This is a genomic window from Bartonella sp. A05 (assembly GCF_026930145.1).
Lineage (GTDB): Bacteria > Pseudomonadota > Alphaproteobacteria > Rhizobiales > Rhizobiaceae > Bartonella.
In genome coordinates, this window is record NZ_JANHOJ010000001.1 from 393,359 (window position 1) to 410,219 (window position 16,861).

The window sequence follows — 16,861 nt, forward strand, 5'->3', positions numbered from 1 at the left end:
CCTAAAAGAGGCAAAATGATAAAGGCGTTATTTTGAAAAGTAAAAAATTGGGATATGTTTCTGAAGAGAGTGTTCCTGGGTTGCGTGTACGCCGAGTGTGTATTCGTCTTTTGGGTGCGGTGCTTGATAAGCGTACTTCTCTTTCTGGCTTGACAGATAATGAGCATGGACATCCACATTACTTAGAACTTTCGCATCGAGATCGTTTATTATGCCGTGCGATTTTAGGGGCAGCACTGCGCCATCGGGGGCAGATTACGGCGACTTTATCTCGGTTTTTAACACGATCTTTGCCATCGCAAGCATTTTCACTTCAGCATCTTTTACATATTAGTGCGGCACAAATTCTTTATCTTGATGTTCCCGATCATGCGGCGATTGATTTGGCCGTGCGTGCGGCAAAACTTGATCCACGTTTGTGCCGTTTTTCAGGATTGGTGAATGCTATTTTACGCAAGATAGCGCGTGAGGCGGTGTTATTGCGCGTGAAAACACCGACCATTGAAGATGTTCCAGCTTGGTTTGGTCAGCTTTTGGTGTCTACATATGGAGCAGAGAGGGCGCGTCAAATTCTCGCAATTCAAGGCACAACGCCACCGCTTGATTTGACTGTGAAATCCGATAGTGTTGGGTGGGCACAGCGGCTTGGGGGAGTTGTGTTACCCAATGGTTCTGTGCGGCTGAGTGCTTTGGGCTGTTCTGTTGTTGATTTGCCAGGATATGCAGAAGGGGAGTGGTGGATTCAAGATGTGGCAGCAGCATTGCCGGCTTGTTTACTGGGAGATATTCAGGGTAAACAGGTGGCAGATCTTTGCGCTTGCCCCGGTGGAAAAACAGCACAATTGGCTTTGCAAAAGGCGCATGTGACAGCAATTGATCTTTCTGCTAATCGGTTAAAGCGTTTAAGCGAAAATATGAATCGGCTTCATTTCTCAGTGCGTTATTGGGTTGGTGATGTGAGAGATTTTGAGCCACATCAACTTTTTGATGCGATTCTTCTTGATGCGCCTTGTTCTTCTACTGGAACAATACGCCGTCATCCCGATATTTTGTGGACAAAGTCGATGAATGATGTCGTTAAATTAGCGGCGTTGCAATATGATTTGCTTGTCGCTGCAATTGCCTTAGTCAAAAAAGATGGACGTCTTGTCTTTTCCAATTGTTCATTGGCAAGAGAAGAAGGGGAAGATCTTGTTAAGAAAATTTTGTCAACACGCAATGATATTGTTTTAGAACCTATTGTGGCAGAGGAAATGGGTGCTATGGCGCATTTGCTATCCTCTGATGGCACCTTGCGCACAACGCCTGCGGACTGTTGTGGTCAAAATTTTGATGTTGGGGAAAGAGTACCATCTGGAATGGATGGTTTTTTTGTGGCACGTTTTCGAAAAGTAGCCTAGTTAACGCTTCTTTCATTAAAATAGTCGAAGGTATGTTTGAGAAAACATGTACGGAGATATGATCGTGGCGATTGCAGTGATAGGCTCTCAGATAAAAACATCGGCTGTTGCATATACGATGCATCAATTCTTGAAGCGTTTGTGGGTAGGGCCGTTGTTTAGTTGGCGATTTTCGGGTTTTCGTCCGCAAAAGATTTTAGCGCATCCTCTTGATTTGTGTTGCGCTGATCCTACGATGGCGCGTGAATTTTATCATGGTCGTTTTGCTTTTTCTGGTCGTATTGTTCATTCTGGTTCTGCTTCGCCTTTTTCATTAACGCCTCCAACGTTGGAATGGGAAACAGCGCTTCATGATTTTCATTGGTTGCGGCATATGACAGCGGCACGTAGTGAATTGGTTGCCGCGCATGCGCGCTCTTTGTTGGAAGATTGGCTTGATCATAATGGCAAAAGAGTCAAGGGAGTTCCTTGGAGTGGAGCTGTTGTGGCTCGGCGTTTGATTTCATGGATTTGTCATTCGCAAATGTTGTTGGATGGTGCAAGTGAACGATTTGAAAAGCGCTTTCTACGCTCGATTGGTTTCCAATTTCGTTATTTGCGCATAGCGATTCGCAGTATGGAAAATAATGATCGGCGTTTATTGGCAGCGATTTCTTTAACATTCGCATCTTTAGCTTTGCCAGTTTCGGCTTCGATGAAGAAAAAGGCGCAAACATATCTCGTAGGGGAGCTTTCGCGTCAAATTCTTGTCGATGGAGGCCATATTTCGCGTAGTCCTGTTATTTTGCTCAGTTTATTATCGGATTTATTATCTTTGCGTCAGCTCTATATGCACATCAATGAAACAGCGCCACGCATTTTAATTGATTCCGTTGAGCGTATGTTGCCTGCTTTGCGGTTTTTTATGCATGAAGATAAAACATTAGCTCATTTTAATGGGGTCGGATCTATTATGCCAGCGTGTTTATCGGCTGTTTTAGATTTAGATGAAACAGTGGGGCACCCTTTTAGCCACGCACGTTATTCGGGTTTTCAGCGTTTGCATGCCAATCAAACGACAGTGCTTGCTGATACAGGAAAGTTCCCAACACGTTCTGCTGCAGAGCATGCATGTTCGGGGTGCTTATCATTTGAAATGTCTTCGCAGGGTAACCGTTTTATTATCAATGCAGGTGTTAATTCTTATGGAAGTAAGGAATATCAGCATTTTGGACGTGTTACAGCTGCGCATTCAACGGCAACAGTGAATGATTGTTCGGTGGGTATTTTTCGTAAAAAGAGGAACAGAGCTTCTTCTCTTTTACTGGAAGGACCGACAGAGGTTCAAGTGCAACGTATAGAAGGTTCAGAAAATATTGGCTTTATTGCACGTCATAATGGTTATGTGCGGCTTTTTAATCTCTTTCACGAGCGTGGTCTGGTTTTAACGACAAATGGGGATACCATTGAAGGGTTTGATCGTTTTTTTATGCCGCGTAGTGGTTCGTTGAAGAAGTATAAAATGAGTCAAAATGAAAACAACGATGTTGCTGTTCGGTTTCATATTCATCCGCAAGTTGAGGTTAGTCATAATGGCAATTCTGTACGTTTGATTGTAGGAGAACAGATGTGGCATTTTATATCGCCTGATGTTGATATTTGTCTTGAAGACTCGATTGATTTTGCTGGATTAACAGGTTCACAGCGTACGCAACAGATTGTTTTGTACTTCCGTCCTGCAGTACAGGAAAAAGTCCGTTGGCGTTTTACCCGCCATGAATTGAAGTCGTAATTCGCTTCTTTATGAGGTGGATGAAGATAGTATGCGTATCCGCGTGTTGAAGAAAAGCGTTGTATTCTTGCAATATGCTGTGACAGAAGTTTATATTATGGTTATTATAATATAGCTTTTCTTAAATGGTTGCCGTTATTTTTAGGATTTCTGTTATGGCTGTTACTGCAAAAAAAAATCCCATACCTGATCTTTGTTACGTTCGTCGTGCTCTGCTTTCTGTTTCTGATAAAACTGGTTTGGTAGAGTTTGCGCGAGCACTTCACGTTTATGGCGTTGAATTGATTTCAACGGGAGGAACATCTAAAGCGCTAATGGATGCTGGTTTGCCGGTAAAAGATGTTTCTGAAGTTACAGGGTTTCCGGAAATAATGGATGGACGTGTTAAAACACTTCATCCCTTGGTTCATGGCGCTTTATTAGGAGTGAGAAATGATCCAAGTCATGTTGCGGCAATGGAAGAAAACAGCATAAGTGGCATTGATCTTCTTGTTGTTAATCTTTACCCTTTTGAAGAAACTGTGCAGTCAGGGGCGGATTCGCAAACCATTCTTGAAAATATTGATGTTGGTGGACCAGCGATGATTCGCGCAGCGGCTAAGAATCACGCTTATACTGGTGTTGTGACAGCAGTTTGTGATTATGATTTGGTTTTGGCTGAATTAAAAAAACAGGATGGGTGTTTAAGCTTTTCATTACGGCGTCAATTAGCTGCACGGGCTTATGAGCGTACAGCCGCTTATGATGCGGCGATAGCTGCTTGGTTCACGCGAGATTTAAAAATTGAAACACCGTCTTGGCAGAGTTTTTCTGGTCATCTTGAAAGTGTGATGCGTTATGGGGAAAATCCGCATCAACAGGCTGCATTTTATCGCTCGCGTGATAAACGTTTTGGAGTTGCAACAGCAACACTTTTGCAAGGAAAAGCGCTTTCTTATAATAATATGAATGATACAGATGCGGCGTTTGAGCTTGTGGCAGAGTTTGATCCTCAGAGGACTGCTGCTGTTGCTATTATTAAACATGCTAATCCTTGCGGCGTTGCGGAAGGGAAGAGTTTAAAAGAGGCTTATTTGAAAGCCCTTATGTGTGATAATGTGTCGGCATTTGGTGGGATTATTGCTTTAAATCAACCCCTTGATGAAGAGTGTGCGAGAGAGATCGTAAAACTGTTTACGGAAGTGATTATCGCTCCTGATGCGACAATGGCTGCGCGCGAAATCATTACTCAGAAAAAAAATCTTCGTTTATTGATAACGGGTGGCCTGCCTGATCCACGTTGCGATGGATTGATTGCCAAAACGCTTTCTGGAGGGCTATTGGTTCAGTCGCGTGATAATGCTGTTATTGATGATCTTAAATTGCAAGTGGTCACAAAGCGTGCACCAAGCCAGGATGAAATGCGTGATCTTCAATTTGCTTTTCGTGTGGTTAAACATGTTAAATCAAATGCTATTGTTTATGCAAAAAACAACGCAACAGTTGGTATTGGTGCTGGTCAAACAAGCCGAATCGATTCAGCTAAAATTGCAGCGCGTAAAGCTGAAGAAGGGGCACAAAGAGCAGGGATAACAGAGCCTCTGACTAAAGGATCAGTGGTTGCATCTGATGCGTTTTTTCCTTTTGCAGATGGTTTGTTGGCAGCTGCTGAAGCCGGTGCGACAGCAGTTATCCAACCAGGAGGATCTATGCGCGATCAGGAAGTCATTGAGGCGGCTAATGCGCATGGTCTGGCAATGGTTTTCACAGGTGTACGGCATTTTCGCCATTAATTTGATGTGCCGCTTTCTTTATTGTGATCGATCATCCAAATGAGAACAATTTTAACGTGCTTCTTTGTTATGAATGCACGCCAGTTATGCAATTATAGCATATCTCATTTTGATAATTTGTTCTATATCTTACGATAAGGATTTAACAGAGGTGAGAGAAATGCATATTCTACGTTCTTATAATCGTTGGCGTCGTTATCGTCGGACGGTTGATGCATTGAAGAGTCTTTCAGCGCATGAACTCAGTGATCTTGGTATTAATCGTGGTGATATTAATTTGATTGCGTGGCATTCGGCGCGTGAATCATCTAAGACTTTGAATTGATGCTCAGATGAGTGCTTTATTGTGGAAAATCCGCTTGTTTTTCCTGTGAACAGGCGGTTTTCTATTTTTTGTTTCGATTATAACATTAGGCCAGAACGATGAGGGGTGTTTTATATTCCCTTTGAGGACTTTTATATCTGCTTGTGGGTCTATTGCGTGTCGTTTTTTTGAGAAAAAAGGTAAGACATGTGAGATTTTTAGAGCAAGAATGTCATAATGCTTTTTGGAGAGAGGCGGTTGTTGCTTAGAGTAAGAATATTTGTAAAGTCTGTCTAATAAGGAACTTGCATCTGTTATGTGTCTTTTTCGGCTTTATGGAGCAATAGAAAAAGAGAGGCAGCTAGGATGCCAGCAGCTAAGATAAACCATGTGATGGCATAGGTGAGGTGGTTGTTTGGAAATTGTACAACGGTCAGACCGGCAATGGGTAAGTTGGATTGTGGGTTCGTTGGTTTGTTAGCATCAATAAAATAAGGCGCAACCGTAGAAAGACCGAGTTTTTGTGCCATGGCGGGGAGTTGTCGTGTATACCATAGATTTTTGTCGGGATTGTTTTTGCGTGGAAAAAAGCCGTTTTTTTCACTCATGCGTAAAAGACCGACAATTGTAGTTTGCTTCATGTCTGTATCAGGCTGATGATCCAATAGGTCGGTTTGAGGTGGTGTATTTTCTTTCTGGAAGTGATGACGTGCATCCATGGGAATAAAACCACGATTTACAAAAGTGAGAGCGTTGTCGGCTGTTTGTAAAGGAGTTAAAACCCAATAGCCTGTGGTATTTTGGGCTACAGCAGTGACAAAAATATTTTTGTTTGTAAGAAGTTTTCCTGTGATGGTGATAGGTCGATATTCATCTTTATCAAAGGTAACATACGCCCACTGAGTTTGGGGTGGTGCGTCGACAGGAGAGAGATGAATACGCTGATGAGCATTGGCTATAAGGTTTGTTTTCCAGTTTAGTCGTTGCACTTGCCAAATTCCTAGGGCACTGAAGACAAGAAAAAAGAACACACATACAATACCAAATAAAATGGAAAAAAAATTAATGTGTTTGCTTGAGCGTTTTGTTGAGGAGTCATTCATTTTATTCATGATAAGAATTCTTTAAACATGTCGAGCAATAAAAAAAAGCGTTTTGTACAATTTTGTGGAAAAAGATGATAGAACGGACTGAATAAAGCAACGAGGAAGATTTATATAAAGGCTTGACTTTTTGTAGCCAACAACTTACAAAGATAAGGCTTTTTAGAAGCACCCGTTTAGGGTAAAGAAACACCCGTTTAAGGCGATATTTGTATGTGTTGTGCATACATTCTGTTTTGCTGGTGTTGAGATTTAAGGTTTCTTAGAGTTTAAGGGTGAAGTTTATGTCTCGTGCCTGCGAATTGACAGGAAAAACGGTTCAATATGGCAACAATGTTAGCCATGCCAACAATAAAACACGCCGTCGTTTTTTACCAAATCTTTGCAATGTAACATTGATGTCAGAAGTATTAGAACAAAGTTATCGTTTGCGTGTTTCAGCAAATGCTTTGCGTTCGGTTGAACACCGGGGTGGTCTTGATAGCTTTTTGCTGAAAGCTGATGATAAGACATTATCACAGCGTGCGCGTTTATTAAAACATCAGGTTATGAAAAAAAAAGCTGAGCAAGTTATCTGATTGTTTTTGTCTATTAAAATGTGTTTTTTTCTTAGTTGGTAGAGAGTTATCATATTTTATAAGATGCGTATGCAGGTTTGGATTTAAATGTAGGTTTTGAGAGAGTGTGTTGTCGTATTCTATCTCATGATTTTCTTCGTATGTGAGAGCACAACTTCATATATTTTTAATAAAGATTTTAAAGTGCAAACTTGAATCTGCAGAGTGAGGATGATCTCTCTCACATGAGCGTGATATGAGATTATGCCGATGCTGGTATGTTGTCTTATTTCAGATTTTTGCGATATCAATTGATTTTGTAAGATTGGTTTTCTCGGTAGTTGAGAAAATTTGACGTTTACAGGCTTAGGTGGGTGGTTTGCGTTTAATTGAATATTGCAGTTGTTTGGATAGCTTTTAAAGAAATACTGACGATAGGAAACTCTCGCAAGGTTTGTGTTTGTTAAATGCTCCTTCGTTAAAAAGGCCGAATCGGCAGTTTAATTGATTTGATTCATTCTGAAATTTGTTTTTTCTTTTAACTTTGAGAGTATTAAAGGTTTCTTTTTACAGTTCTACTGTATGCATAGAGCATTTTATGTAGGTAAGGTGAGCGTAAGTAGGGCGAATCATTTCGTGTATTCTTTATCGCAACTTTATCCAATTTTTCATAAAATTTTTTAATGTACGAGTCTTTGACCATACTGTTCTGCACAATGACAGACTAAGATATCCAATGTAGCCGTAATGTTTCTGGGGCGAATGGTGAATGCATTGTTGTTTTTCGTCAATATTTACAATTTAATTGTGTTTTATATGAAAATATACAATTTAAAGTTGATTTTTTGATGTTTATTTTGTAGTACTGATTTGGGGAGGGTACTTCAGCGATGTTTCTATTTGCATGGTGCAGCAAATGCTCTGTGTTGGGTTGAGCAGGGTGTCGGTTTTGATAGCTTTTTTTAAGACTTATGAGGGGGTGTTGTGGTATGCGCGTTTGTTGATATGACAGACGTTAAAAACAAAGCTGAAGAAGTGGATTAATCGCTTCGGTTTCTTCCGAAGTTCTTTTTTACTTTAATTTTGGAGAGTTTATATGGATTCTTTAGATCTTTTTAAGAGATCGTGGGGTATTTTATGTAAATGGTTTGCATCTGTTGATCATTTTTTTACAACGACTTTACCCGGTTTATTTTCGTAAAATTTCTTAATGTGCAGGTCTTTGGTAGCATCGTACTTGTGCATGAGTAGACTAAGCCATTTAATGTGGCAGGAATATTAATCTATGCAAACGGCAAACATGGTATCGTTTTGTTCAATTTTTGCTTCAATCTTTGCAATGTGACATTGACTTTAGAGATGCTTTAGAAATGTTGCCGTTTGTGTATTTTGATGAGCGTTTTGCGTTCGATTGAGTGTCACAATTATTTTGATCCATTTTTTAGAAAGTGCTTGTGATAAAAAACTATCGCAGCAGATGTATTTCCTTTCAATGTCACTTCGTTAAGGAAGATAGAGATCATTAAGGAAATCTTTGAATAAAGATTTCATGTCTTCAATTCAGAACAAAGTCAGATTACTTGCTTTTGTTTTAGAGTATGGTATGTTGTGGCCTCAGTGTTTGATCACAGTATTTTATTGATTCCACTTTCATTCTCTGGTTAGAAAAATGTTATCAACATTTAGATTTTTGCGCGCGCAGAAAAAGAAAAAATATATTATTTTTTCTAGCTTTGCGATGTGTGTTGCAGTGACTATTTCCAATATTCTGGTTCAGTATCCTGTCCATTGGTTTAATTTGAATGAGATATTGACCTATGGGGCTTTTACTTATCCGGTTGCTTTTCTTATTAATGACCTTACTAATCGTTTTTATGGTCCAGCCGCTGCGCGGTGTGTTGTTTATGCTGGTTTTTTAACGGGTTGTTTTGTATCGTGGGTATTGGCGACACCGCGGTTGGCGATTGCATCTAGTGCGGCGTTTTTATTTGGACAATTGCTTGATATTATTGTTTTCACGCCTTTACGGCGTAAAACATGGTGGAAGGCGCCTTTAGCTGCTGCGTTGGTTGGATCAGCTTTGGATACAATTTTGTTTTTTGCACTTGCCTTTTCTTACCATTTTGCTTTTATCGATCAGATGACAGGTTGTTCCGATAGTTCTATTCTGGAAAACACAATGTTTTGGGGAATGACGATACCGGTTTGGCTTTCACTCGCTTTTGGCGATTTTATGGTAAAAATTGTTATGAGTCTGATTATGCTTGTGCCTTATGGTACGATGTTGCGCAGTTTTAGTGCGTACTCTTTATCAAGACAACTGAAAAGATAATGATTTTATCTTGTATAAATGATGGCATTATCGTTGACCATTATTGCAGTTGGTGGAATTTCATAATGTGTTTGTAGAATGATAGTCTTTTAAAGGTGTGTTTTATGTAGCCATTTTAATATGGCGAATGTTTCAATGTTGAATACATGCTGATTAAGCATGTGCTCTTAGGGGATGCACTTTTTTATCACTAAAGAGTGCCGCCAATTGCTTTGTGATGGCGCAAGCTAGTTCTTCAGCATTTGCAATTGTTACGGCGCGTTGATAATAGCGTGTAACATCATGACCAATTCCAATGGCAATTAATTCTATAGGTGAATATGCTTGAATTTCTTGAATAACAGCACGCAAGTGCTTTTCAAGATAATTGCCAGAATTAACGGAAAGTGTTGAATCATCAACGGGTGCGCCATCAGAAATAACCATCAGAATGCGGCGATATTCGTGTCGTAATAAAAGACGCTGATGTGCCCAAATAAGTGCTTCACCATCAATATTTTCTTTCAGCAATCCTTCCTGCATCATCAAACCTAAATTGCGCCGCGCACGACGCCATGGTGTATCAGCGCTTTTATAGATAATATGGCGCAAATCGTTGAGACGTCCTGGATGGTCGGGCTTGTTTTGATTGATCCACTCTTTGCGCGTTTGTCCACCTTTCCAAGCTTTGGTGGTAAAGCCCAAAATTTCAACTTTAACACCACAACGTTCAAGTGTTTGTGCCAAAATATCAGCACAGCTCGCAGCAACAGTAATCGGCCGTCCTCGCATTGAACCTGAATTATCAATAAGTAATGATACAACTGTATCACGAAATTGTGTATCGCATTCCATTTTGAATGAAAGAGATTGCATCGGATCTATAATGAGACGTGAAAGCCGTGCTGTATCGAGATATCCTTCCTCAAGATCAAAATTCCAAGCGCGATTTTGTTGTGCCATGAGGCGGCGCTGCAGATGATTTGCTAAACGTCCGACAATAGTTTGAAGATGATTTAATTGTTGATCAAGACAATGACGTAAGCGATTCAATTCGCCTTCAGAACATAAATCTGTTGCTTCCACAACTTCATCAAATTGATTGGTAAAAATTGTGTAATCAGTAAGCCTCTCCATTTGTTGCAAAGTATGGAAAGGGGGTTTTGATTTATGTATTGTTTTCTGGCAAAGATTTTCTTGTTCTGCCTCACCTTTAGCATCATCACTTGATTGGGTGGCTCGAGCTTTTCCTTTGTCTTGTGTATCGCTTTTTTGTTCAGTTATTTTTTTTTCATCACTTTGGAGATGCTTTTTGTTCACGCTCCCTTCGTTTTCTTGATTTTTGATATCATCACTGTTTTTTGATTTTTTGTTGTTGGTATTATCGGAATTATCTTCCAGTTTGACCGCCATCTTTAGTGCAAAAAGCATCTGGCGTACAATACGCGCGAAAGCATCTTGGTTATGAATATGGTGTGTGAGTTCGTACAGTTCTGAAGCGGCTTTTTGCTCGATTTCTTGACGCCATAGCTCCAGTACCGATCCGGCTTCTGGTGGAGGAGGACGTGCTGTTATTTTTTCGCGTAATAGAAGTGCGATCGCTTCCTGGATAGGCGCTTCACTTTGGCTGCTGATCATTTGATAATGGGCTTTTTTGTATTTATCAGCGAGCATTCTATCAAGATTATATGCGATCCCTTCCATTGCTAAAGTGCCAATTGCCTCAACACGTGTTTGCTCAAGAGCGTCAAAAATGGCACGTGCTTCAGGTTCTGTTGGGGAGAATTGGGCGTGAATATAGCTATTATGCCACGCTTTTCGTAACGCTATGGAATCTCCTAATCCGCGTGTGACAGCAATATCTGCATCTGTTGCATGTTGTGGCAATTCTGGTAAACAAGCGCGATTTCCATTCAGTGATGGTCTGTTATGGCTAAAAACGATTTCAAGATCGCGTGTGCCAGCAATTGTGCGTATACAGATGGAAGTGGCTGTTTTGAAAGATTCAACATCAAGGTTGTCGTTGAGAGAGCGATTTGTCAGATTTTGGTAGTTATCGCCAGCTTCTGCGACCATGATTGACGGTTTCCTTAGAGTCAGACATCATGAATTAAATGATGCGGAGAGCTCTTTTCCAAAAGCACGTTGATAAAATTCTGCAACAGTTGTACGTTCGAGTTCATCACATTTATTGAGAAAGGTTAAGCGAAAGGCAAAGCCAATATTTTGAAAAATTTCGGTATTTTCTGCCCAAGTAATAACTGTACGTGGACTCATAACTGTTGAAAGATCACCATTGACAAAAGCCTGGCGTACCATGTTAGCGACATGCACCATTTGTGAAATTGTTTTTCTTCCTTCAGTTGTTTGAAAATATTTGACCTTCGAATAAACGATATCGACTTCGGTGTCATGGGGCAAATAATTTAATATGGTTACAATAGACCAACGATCCATTTGGGCTTGATTGATCTGTTGGGTGCCATGATAAAGCCCCGTTGTATCGCCAAGGCCAATCGTATTTGCTGTTGCAAAAAGACGAAATGCTGGATGAGGAGAAATAACACGGCTTTGATCTAACAGGCTGAGTCGTCCAGAAGCCTCAAGAACGCGTTGGATGACAAACATAACATCCGGTCGGCCTGCATCATATTCATCGAAAACGAGAGCGATATTATGTTGATAAGCCCATGGTAAAATACCATCTTTAAATTCAGTAATTTGCATACCATCTTTTAAAACAATTGCATCTTTGCCTACGAGATCAATGCGGCTGACGTGACTATCGAGATTGATCCGAATACAAGGCCAGTTAAGGCGTGCAGCAACTTGTTCAATATGCGTTGATTTACCTGTGCCATGATAGCCAGAAATCATAACACGGCGGTTACAAGAAAAGCCTGCCAAGATGGCTAAGGTTGTTTGCTGGTCAAAAAGATAATCGGGATCTAAATCAGGGACGTGCGGGCTTGTTGAGCTAAAAGCAGGCACTGTTATATCCGTATCGATTTTGAACACATCACGAGCACAGATTGTGATGTCAGGCATATTTTCGTTTGCAAAGTTTGTTTTGGTCATTGTGTTTCTGGAAAGAGATCCGCTGTTCATCATCTGAGTAAACAAAGAATACAAGACATAGAACACTTATGCAATGCTCTATGGAAGAGAGTATTTAAGTATGAAGGAAACATATTGGTACATTTTGGGTACATTTTATGTCACAACGCTTTGAGAAATAATGGTTAGATGGACATTTAAATAGGGTTGTTTAGCACATAAATGGGGTTTTAACACAGACCAGATTTTTTTAGTAAGTTATAAGCGCTTAGAACTTCGCGAAAACGTTCTTCAGAAGAACGATTGCCACCATTGGCATCAGGATGATGTTTTTTGACCAATTCTTTATATTTTGTTTTAATGTCTTCGGCGGAAGCATTCGTTTGTAATCCTAACGTATCAAAGGCTTTGGCTTCCAAGGGTTTTATTTTGCGTGAGCTGGTATTGGTCGCATGGCGTTGAGTGAAAATTGTGTATGGGTTGCGCATGCGATTTTGATAGGCTGCTGTTCCAGAGCGAATCTTAGAATAATCAGCTGATGTTTTTGTTGATGTGCTATTGCTAAAGTCGGTAGACCATGTTGGACGATGCCCCGTGAGAGCATCTTTTTGAAATTTCGCGATATCTTTATCGCTGAGGCCTGAGAAATAATTAAAATTCTTATTGTAAGCGCGCACATGGTTGATACAGAAGTACAAATATTGTCCTTCGCGATTTCGACCTGCTGGTGCTTTGTGCGAACCTGCTTTTTCACAACCCTCCCACTGACATTGCTGTATTTGTGATTCAGCCTGTTTTTTTCTATTAGAACTGATACGAATTGAGTCGAATAATTTAGATGTTGTTGTCATGTGTTTGACTTATGCAAAATTGATCTGTTTGACAAGAATTGACTTTTGAAAAATTTGTTCTCATACGCATTTTGTATCAAAAAAAGCAAACCATGATACCTGTTTTTGTAAAGGAAAAAAAGATGCCAACCGCGGTTCAGACAATTATTAAGACAAAACTCAATGACGCTTTCTATCCGCAAAAGCTTGAAGTGATTAATGAGAGTCATCTTCATGCCGGACATCATCATGAGAGGCATATTTTCGATGGTCAAGGGGAAACGCATTTTCGAGTAAAAATGACTTCTTCTTTTTTTTCAGGGATGACGCGCGTAGAAATACATCGGGCAATTTATAAAGTTTTGCAGCAAGAGTTAGCGGCAAATGTACATGCTTTAGCGCTTGAGGTTGAGTGTATCTAACATTTTTTTCTCGGTTTACAAATCTTTGAAGCGCGTGGATGCGCTTTTTGATAAATTTCCGATAAGTGGTTTGTTTCCAGGTGAGTATAGACTTGTGTTGTGGATAGGTAAGCATGGCCAAGGAGTTCTTGAATCGTGCGTAAATCTCCTCCTCTCGATAAAAGATGGGTGGCGAAAGAATGACGCAATGCATGTGGTGTGGCAGTTTCTGGCAAACCAAGGCTGGCACGTAAGTTTTGAACGGTGCGCTGAATAATAGCTGGCTGCAAAGGCTTTCCTCGGGCGCCACGAAACATTGGTTGGTTATTTACCAAAGGATAAGGACAACATTTGAGATAATGTTGAACTGTTTCATAAACAGTTTTGATAAGGGGGATAAGACGTGTTTTTCCGCCTTTTCCAATAACAGATATGCTTATCATCTCGGGATCAGAAAATTGCTCTGGAGTAAGCGATAAAGCTTCCGATATCCGCATGCCACACCCATAAATGAGAATCAAGACAGCAGCATTACGAGCAGTGATCCATGGTTCATCTTCCTGTTGATTTTCTTGTTTGACCATTTTCAGTGCTGCTTTTATAGTTAAGGGTTTTGGAAGAGACTTTTGGTGTTTTGGTGTGCGGATAAGCTGAGCAGCAGGAACATCAACAATTCCTTCGCGAGATAAATATCGAAAAAAAGAGCGCAAACCCGCTATACCTCGGCTCAAGGAGCGTGCGCTTATGTTGTGTGTACGACGATCGGCTAAATAAGCGCGCAAATCAACAACACGCAAATCAGCAAGGTCATTGAAAGTTGGTTCGTTCCCTAGATGTCGACAAAGAAAAGACAAAAATTGTCGTGTATCCCGTTCATAGGATTCCACTGTTCGTTCGGACATCCGACGTGTTTGTGTAAGACTATCCAACCAGTTTTTTCTTGCGGTTAAAACGGCATGATCTGCTGGAATCAGAGGAACATTTTTGTTTTTTTTTCTGTCATCTGTTGAGAGCATTCTTTTAAGGGTACTATTATTTTTCAGATTTTGCAGTATTAGCGGTTATCACCTTGCTTTGGAGGCTGTTCTTTATGATTGGTGGTTTTATTATCTCTTTTTACATCGGCGATTTTATTGTCGCTTTTCATAGAGAGTATTTTTAAAAGATTGTTCATTGACATAAGATGTGCAAAAATACAGCCCAAGAAACCATTTTTATGCAGTTTGGCAAGCTGATTAGCGGATAATTTGTTGAGCTTTTCTTCATCAACAATCCAGAAATGTTCTAATTTTGCTGAATGACCTTTGTCGTTTGTCACATTGATTGATTTTTCGCTCAAAAGGTCCATGCTTGCAAGAGTATTAATAAATTCAGAAGTCTTGTCCATAGCAATTCTAAATTTTTCCAGAAATTGGATACGCTCTTCCAGAAAAGGAGAAACAGACCCATCTGAATTGAAGAGATCTACGCCTTCAACTTCATTAAACATGCCTGACTCTTGGTCAAAGCAAACAGAAAGTTCTTTTTCATTTGGTATTTGTGCGAGAATAAAAGGATAACGACGAATAAAAGCAGGAATATAAGTATCTTTTTTCCAGTTTTTATTGGTCGTGACGTAATCATTTTCATTATTAGAAAGACCAACTAGAGCAACAGATGTATAGTGTCGCTTATTTTGTTCATCTTGTGCACTCATAAATAAAATAGGATAATCTAATGCAGTTGTAAAATATTCACTGTTCGCTAAAGGAACCCAATGTGTATTCTTAGCGAAGGACATATCGCTCGAGGGCTTAAATTTAAGGGTTTTGTGGGTGACTTTGTTGATGGGGATAATATTTTTATAAAAAAGCATGATATTTGCCATAAGATTTTATCCTTCGTTAATCTGTTTTTTGTCACCAAAAAAGGCCTTTTCAAGAGATTTTTGATATGGCAACAACAATGAATAGAAAGTTACAGATATATTAACAGTTTTTAAAGAGATACTATTTTTACATGGAGCATAATAGAAATTTTACATGGAGAATAATAAAAAAAAGCTTAAAAATAAAGTCTGTCTTGCCATCATTGGTTCTGCCCATGGTATAAAGGGAGATGTGTGGATTAAGGTATTGAGTGATGAACCGAAGCGTTTAAAAGCTTATGGAGTTCTTTACGATGAAATGGGGCGTTCGTATGAAATTGTAACACTTCGCGCGCAAAATAAGGGTGTAGTTGTGCGTTTTAAAGGGATTGAAGGGCGCAGTGCTGGAGAAGCTTTAAAGGGAATTCATCTTTACGTTGAACGCGATCAATTGGCAGATGATTTGGGTGAGGATGAATTTTATCAAATAGATTTAATTGGGCTTCGTGTGTATGATTGTACAGATCAGATCCTGGGTGAAGTGAGTGGTTTTTTTAATTTTGGGGCTGGTGATTTGCTAGAAATACGTTTAGACACGCGAAAAACAGTGCTCATTCCCTTTAGCAAGGCAGCTGTACCAAAAATTTGCATTGCTTCTGGTTTTCTTGTTGTCGATCCATTGGCTGCCGGTTTATCTAGTGGTGAAAAAAAGTTAAAGTAGAAACGCGCTTGAACTTAAGAGAGCGATGATAAAGGAATGCAAGCATGAAGTTTCAAGCGCGTGTCTTAACGCTTTATCCTGAAATGTTTCCGGGTTTTTTGGGTTATTCTCTAGCTGGGCAGGCTTTAAAACGGGGAATATGGTCACTCGATACAGTGCAGATTAGAGATTTTGCTTTGGATAAGCACCATAGCGTTGATGATACACCGGCTGGCGGTGGTGCTGGTATGGTCATGCGGGCAGATGTTTTAGCAGCTGCCATTGATAGTTGTCCGCCTGATTCGCCAAAATTATTGCTAAGTCCGCGCGGGCGGACTTTTAACCAGGCTTATGCGCGGTCTTTGGCATTGGGTTCGGGAGTAACGTTGATTTGTGGACGCTTTGAAGGGGTGGATGAACGTGTGATAGAAGCGCGGAAACTGGAAGAAGTTTCAATTGGTGATTATATCCTTTCAGGTGGAGAAACGGCAGCGTTTGTTCTCTTAGATGCAATTGTGCGGCTGCTTCCCGGTGTTATGGGAAATAGGGTTTCTGGGGAATATGAAAGTTTTGAAAATGGTTTACTGGAATATCCACATTATACGCGCCCTTCTGTTTTTGAAGGACGAGGCATTCCACAGGTATTAGTATCAGGTCATCACAAAGCCATAGCGGATTGGCGCCAAAAGCAAGCCGAAGTGTTAACATCTCAACGTCGCCCCGATCTCTATGCTCTTTATGACAAAAATCGTCAGAAAACTTGATTCATTATGTAAGATAGTGTATTGCACAGTGCACTTTCCAGAGAT

General features: G+C 40.2%; 15 protein-coding genes. 9 read left to right on the forward strand and 6 right to left on the reverse strand.

Features of this window, described 5'->3' with window-relative positions; all coding sequences use genetic code 11:
- Nucleotides 1-32: 32 nt before the first annotated feature.
- From NPX98_RS01555 to NPX98_RS01570, 4 genes are all read left to right on the forward strand, one after another.
- A complete protein-coding gene (locus NPX98_RS01555) occupies nt 33-1,400 on the forward strand; it encodes an RsmB/NOP family class I SAM-dependent RNA methyltransferase (protein WP_269022216.1) in 1,368 nt (455 codons plus the stop codon).
- Nucleotides 1,401-1,464: 64 nt separating this feature from the next.
- Entirely contained in the window at nt 1,465-3,171 is a 1,707-nt protein-coding gene (locus NPX98_RS01560) for a heparinase II/III family protein (RefSeq protein ID WP_269022433.1), read from the forward strand.
- Between the two features lie 155 nt (nt 3,172-3,326).
- Nucleotides 3,327-4,943, forward strand: a complete 1,617-nt coding sequence (purH, locus tag NPX98_RS01565; protein WP_269022217.1) for a bifunctional phosphoribosylaminoimidazolecarboxamide formyltransferase/IMP cyclohydrolase — start codon at nt 3,327-3,329, stop codon at nt 4,941-4,943.
- Between the two features lie 160 nt (nt 4,944-5,103).
- A complete protein-coding gene (locus NPX98_RS01570) occupies nt 5,104-5,268 on the forward strand; it encodes a DUF1127 domain-containing protein (protein ID WP_269022434.1) in 165 nt (54 codons plus the stop codon).
- 293 nt (nt 5,269-5,561) lie between these two features.
- On the opposite strand, the gene NPX98_RS01575 is transcribed toward NPX98_RS01570, so the two are convergent.
- Nucleotides 5,562-6,359, reverse strand: a complete 798-nt coding sequence (locus NPX98_RS01575) for an SURF1 family protein (RefSeq protein WP_269022218.1) — start codon at nt 6,357-6,359, stop codon at nt 5,562-5,564.
- A gap of 275 nt (nt 6,360-6,634) precedes the next feature.
- On the opposite strand from NPX98_RS01575, the gene rpmB reads away from it, so the two are divergent.
- Both rpmB and NPX98_RS01585 read left to right on the forward strand, forming a co-directional pair.
- Nucleotides 6,635-6,928, forward strand: coding sequence for a 50S ribosomal protein L28 (gene rpmB, locus NPX98_RS01580; protein WP_269022219.1), 294 nt, complete (start codon nt 6,635-6,637; stop codon nt 6,926-6,928).
- Nucleotides 6,929-8,576: 1,648 nt separating this feature from the next.
- Nucleotides 8,577-9,239, forward strand: coding sequence for a VUT family protein (locus NPX98_RS01585; RefSeq protein WP_269022220.1), 663 nt, complete (start codon nt 8,577-8,579; stop codon nt 9,237-9,239).
- Between the two features lie 153 nt (nt 9,240-9,392).
- On the opposite strand, the gene cobT is transcribed toward NPX98_RS01585, so the two are convergent.
- The 3 genes from cobT to NPX98_RS01600 all read right to left on the reverse strand — a co-directional run bounded on the left by cobT (nt 9,393) and on the right by NPX98_RS01600 (nt 13,126).
- Nucleotides 9,393-11,294, reverse strand: coding sequence for a cobaltochelatase subunit CobT (gene cobT, locus NPX98_RS01590; protein WP_269022221.1), 1,902 nt, complete (start codon nt 11,292-11,294; stop codon nt 9,393-9,395).
- Between the two features lie 27 nt (nt 11,295-11,321).
- The gene (gene cobS, locus NPX98_RS01595; protein ID WP_269022223.1) at nt 11,322-12,296 is read right to left on the reverse strand and encodes a cobaltochelatase subunit CobS; all 975 of its coding nucleotides are present in this window, start codon (nt 12,294-12,296) and stop codon (nt 11,322-11,324) included.
- Nucleotides 12,297-12,505: 209 nt separating this feature from the next.
- Complete coding sequence (locus NPX98_RS01600; protein WP_269022224.1) at nt 12,506-13,126, reverse strand: J domain-containing protein; 621 nt, start codon at nt 13,124-13,126, stop codon at nt 12,506-12,508.
- 122 nt (nt 13,127-13,248) lie between these two features.
- Here NPX98_RS01600 and NPX98_RS01605 point away from each other — a divergent pair, with 122 nt between their 5' ends.
- Nucleotides 13,249-13,527, forward strand: coding sequence for a BolA family protein (locus tag NPX98_RS01605; RefSeq protein WP_269022225.1), 279 nt, complete (start codon nt 13,249-13,251; stop codon nt 13,525-13,527).
- Here NPX98_RS01605 and NPX98_RS01610 read toward each other — a convergent pair.
- Nucleotides 13,524-14,522, reverse strand: a complete 999-nt coding sequence (locus NPX98_RS01610; RefSeq protein WP_269022227.1) for a tyrosine recombinase XerC — start codon at nt 14,520-14,522, stop codon at nt 13,524-13,526. The two genes, NPX98_RS01605 and NPX98_RS01610, sit on opposite strands and share 4 nt — an antisense overlap.
- 38 nt (nt 14,523-14,560) lie before the next feature.
- Complete coding sequence (locus NPX98_RS01615; protein ID WP_269022228.1) at nt 14,561-15,373, reverse strand: SapC family protein; 813 nt, start codon at nt 15,371-15,373, stop codon at nt 14,561-14,563.
- 154 nt (nt 15,374-15,527) lie between these two features.
- Between NPX98_RS01615 and rimM the strand changes: the two genes are divergently transcribed.
- Together rimM and trmD are read left to right on the forward strand one after the other, a co-directional pair.
- Entirely contained in the window at nt 15,528-16,073 is a 546-nt protein-coding gene (gene rimM / locus NPX98_RS01620; protein ID WP_269022229.1) for a ribosome maturation factor RimM, read from the forward strand.
- A 44-nt stretch (nt 16,074-16,117) separates the two neighbouring features.
- A complete protein-coding gene (gene trmD / locus NPX98_RS01625) occupies nt 16,118-16,816 on the forward strand; it encodes a tRNA (guanosine(37)-N1)-methyltransferase TrmD (protein ID WP_269022230.1) in 699 nt (232 codons plus the stop codon).
- Nucleotides 16,817-16,861: the final 45 nt, after the last annotated feature.

What these genes read in the sequence shown, in the direction of transcription:
- purH (WP_269022217.1), top strand. Translation starts at nt 3,327, where the DNA reads ATGGCTGTTACTGCAAAAAAAAATCCCATACCTGATCTTTGTTACGTT.
- NPX98_RS01570 (WP_269022434.1), top strand. Translation starts at nt 5,104, where the DNA reads ATGCATATTCTACGTTCTTATAATCGTTGGCGTCGTTATCGTCGGACG.
- NPX98_RS01575 (WP_269022218.1), bottom strand. Translation starts at nt 6,359, where the DNA reads ATGAATAAAATGAATGACTCCTCAACAAAACGCTCAAGCAAACACATT.
- rpmB (WP_269022219.1), top strand. Translation starts at nt 6,635, where the DNA reads ATGTCTCGTGCCTGCGAATTGACAGGAAAAACGGTTCAATATGGCAAC.
- NPX98_RS01585 (WP_269022220.1), top strand. Translation starts at nt 8,577, where the DNA reads ATGTTATCAACATTTAGATTTTTGCGCGCGCAGAAAAAGAAAAAATAT.
- cobT (WP_269022221.1), bottom strand. Translation starts at nt 11,294, where the DNA reads ATGGTCGCAGAAGCTGGCGATAACTACCAAAATCTGACAAATCGCTCT.
- cobS (WP_269022223.1), bottom strand. Translation starts at nt 12,296, where the DNA reads ATGACCAAAACAAACTTTGCAAACGAAAATATGCCTGACATCACAATC.
- NPX98_RS01600 (WP_269022224.1), bottom strand. Translation starts at nt 13,126, where the DNA reads ATGACAACAACATCTAAATTATTCGACTCAATTCGTATCAGTTCTAAT.
- NPX98_RS01605 (WP_269022225.1), top strand. Translation starts at nt 13,249, where the DNA reads ATGCCAACCGCGGTTCAGACAATTATTAAGACAAAACTCAATGACGCT.
- NPX98_RS01610 (WP_269022227.1), bottom strand. Translation starts at nt 14,522, where the DNA reads ATGCTCTCAACAGATGACAGAAAAAAAAACAAAAATGTTCCTCTGATT.
- NPX98_RS01615 (WP_269022228.1), bottom strand. Translation starts at nt 15,373, where the DNA reads ATGGCAAATATCATGCTTTTTTATAAAAATATTATCCCCATCAACAAA.
- rimM (WP_269022229.1), top strand. Translation starts at nt 15,528, where the DNA reads ATGGAGAATAATAAAAAAAAGCTTAAAAATAAAGTCTGTCTTGCCATC.
- trmD (WP_269022230.1), top strand. Translation starts at nt 16,118, where the DNA reads ATGAAGTTTCAAGCGCGTGTCTTAACGCTTTATCCTGAAATGTTTCCG.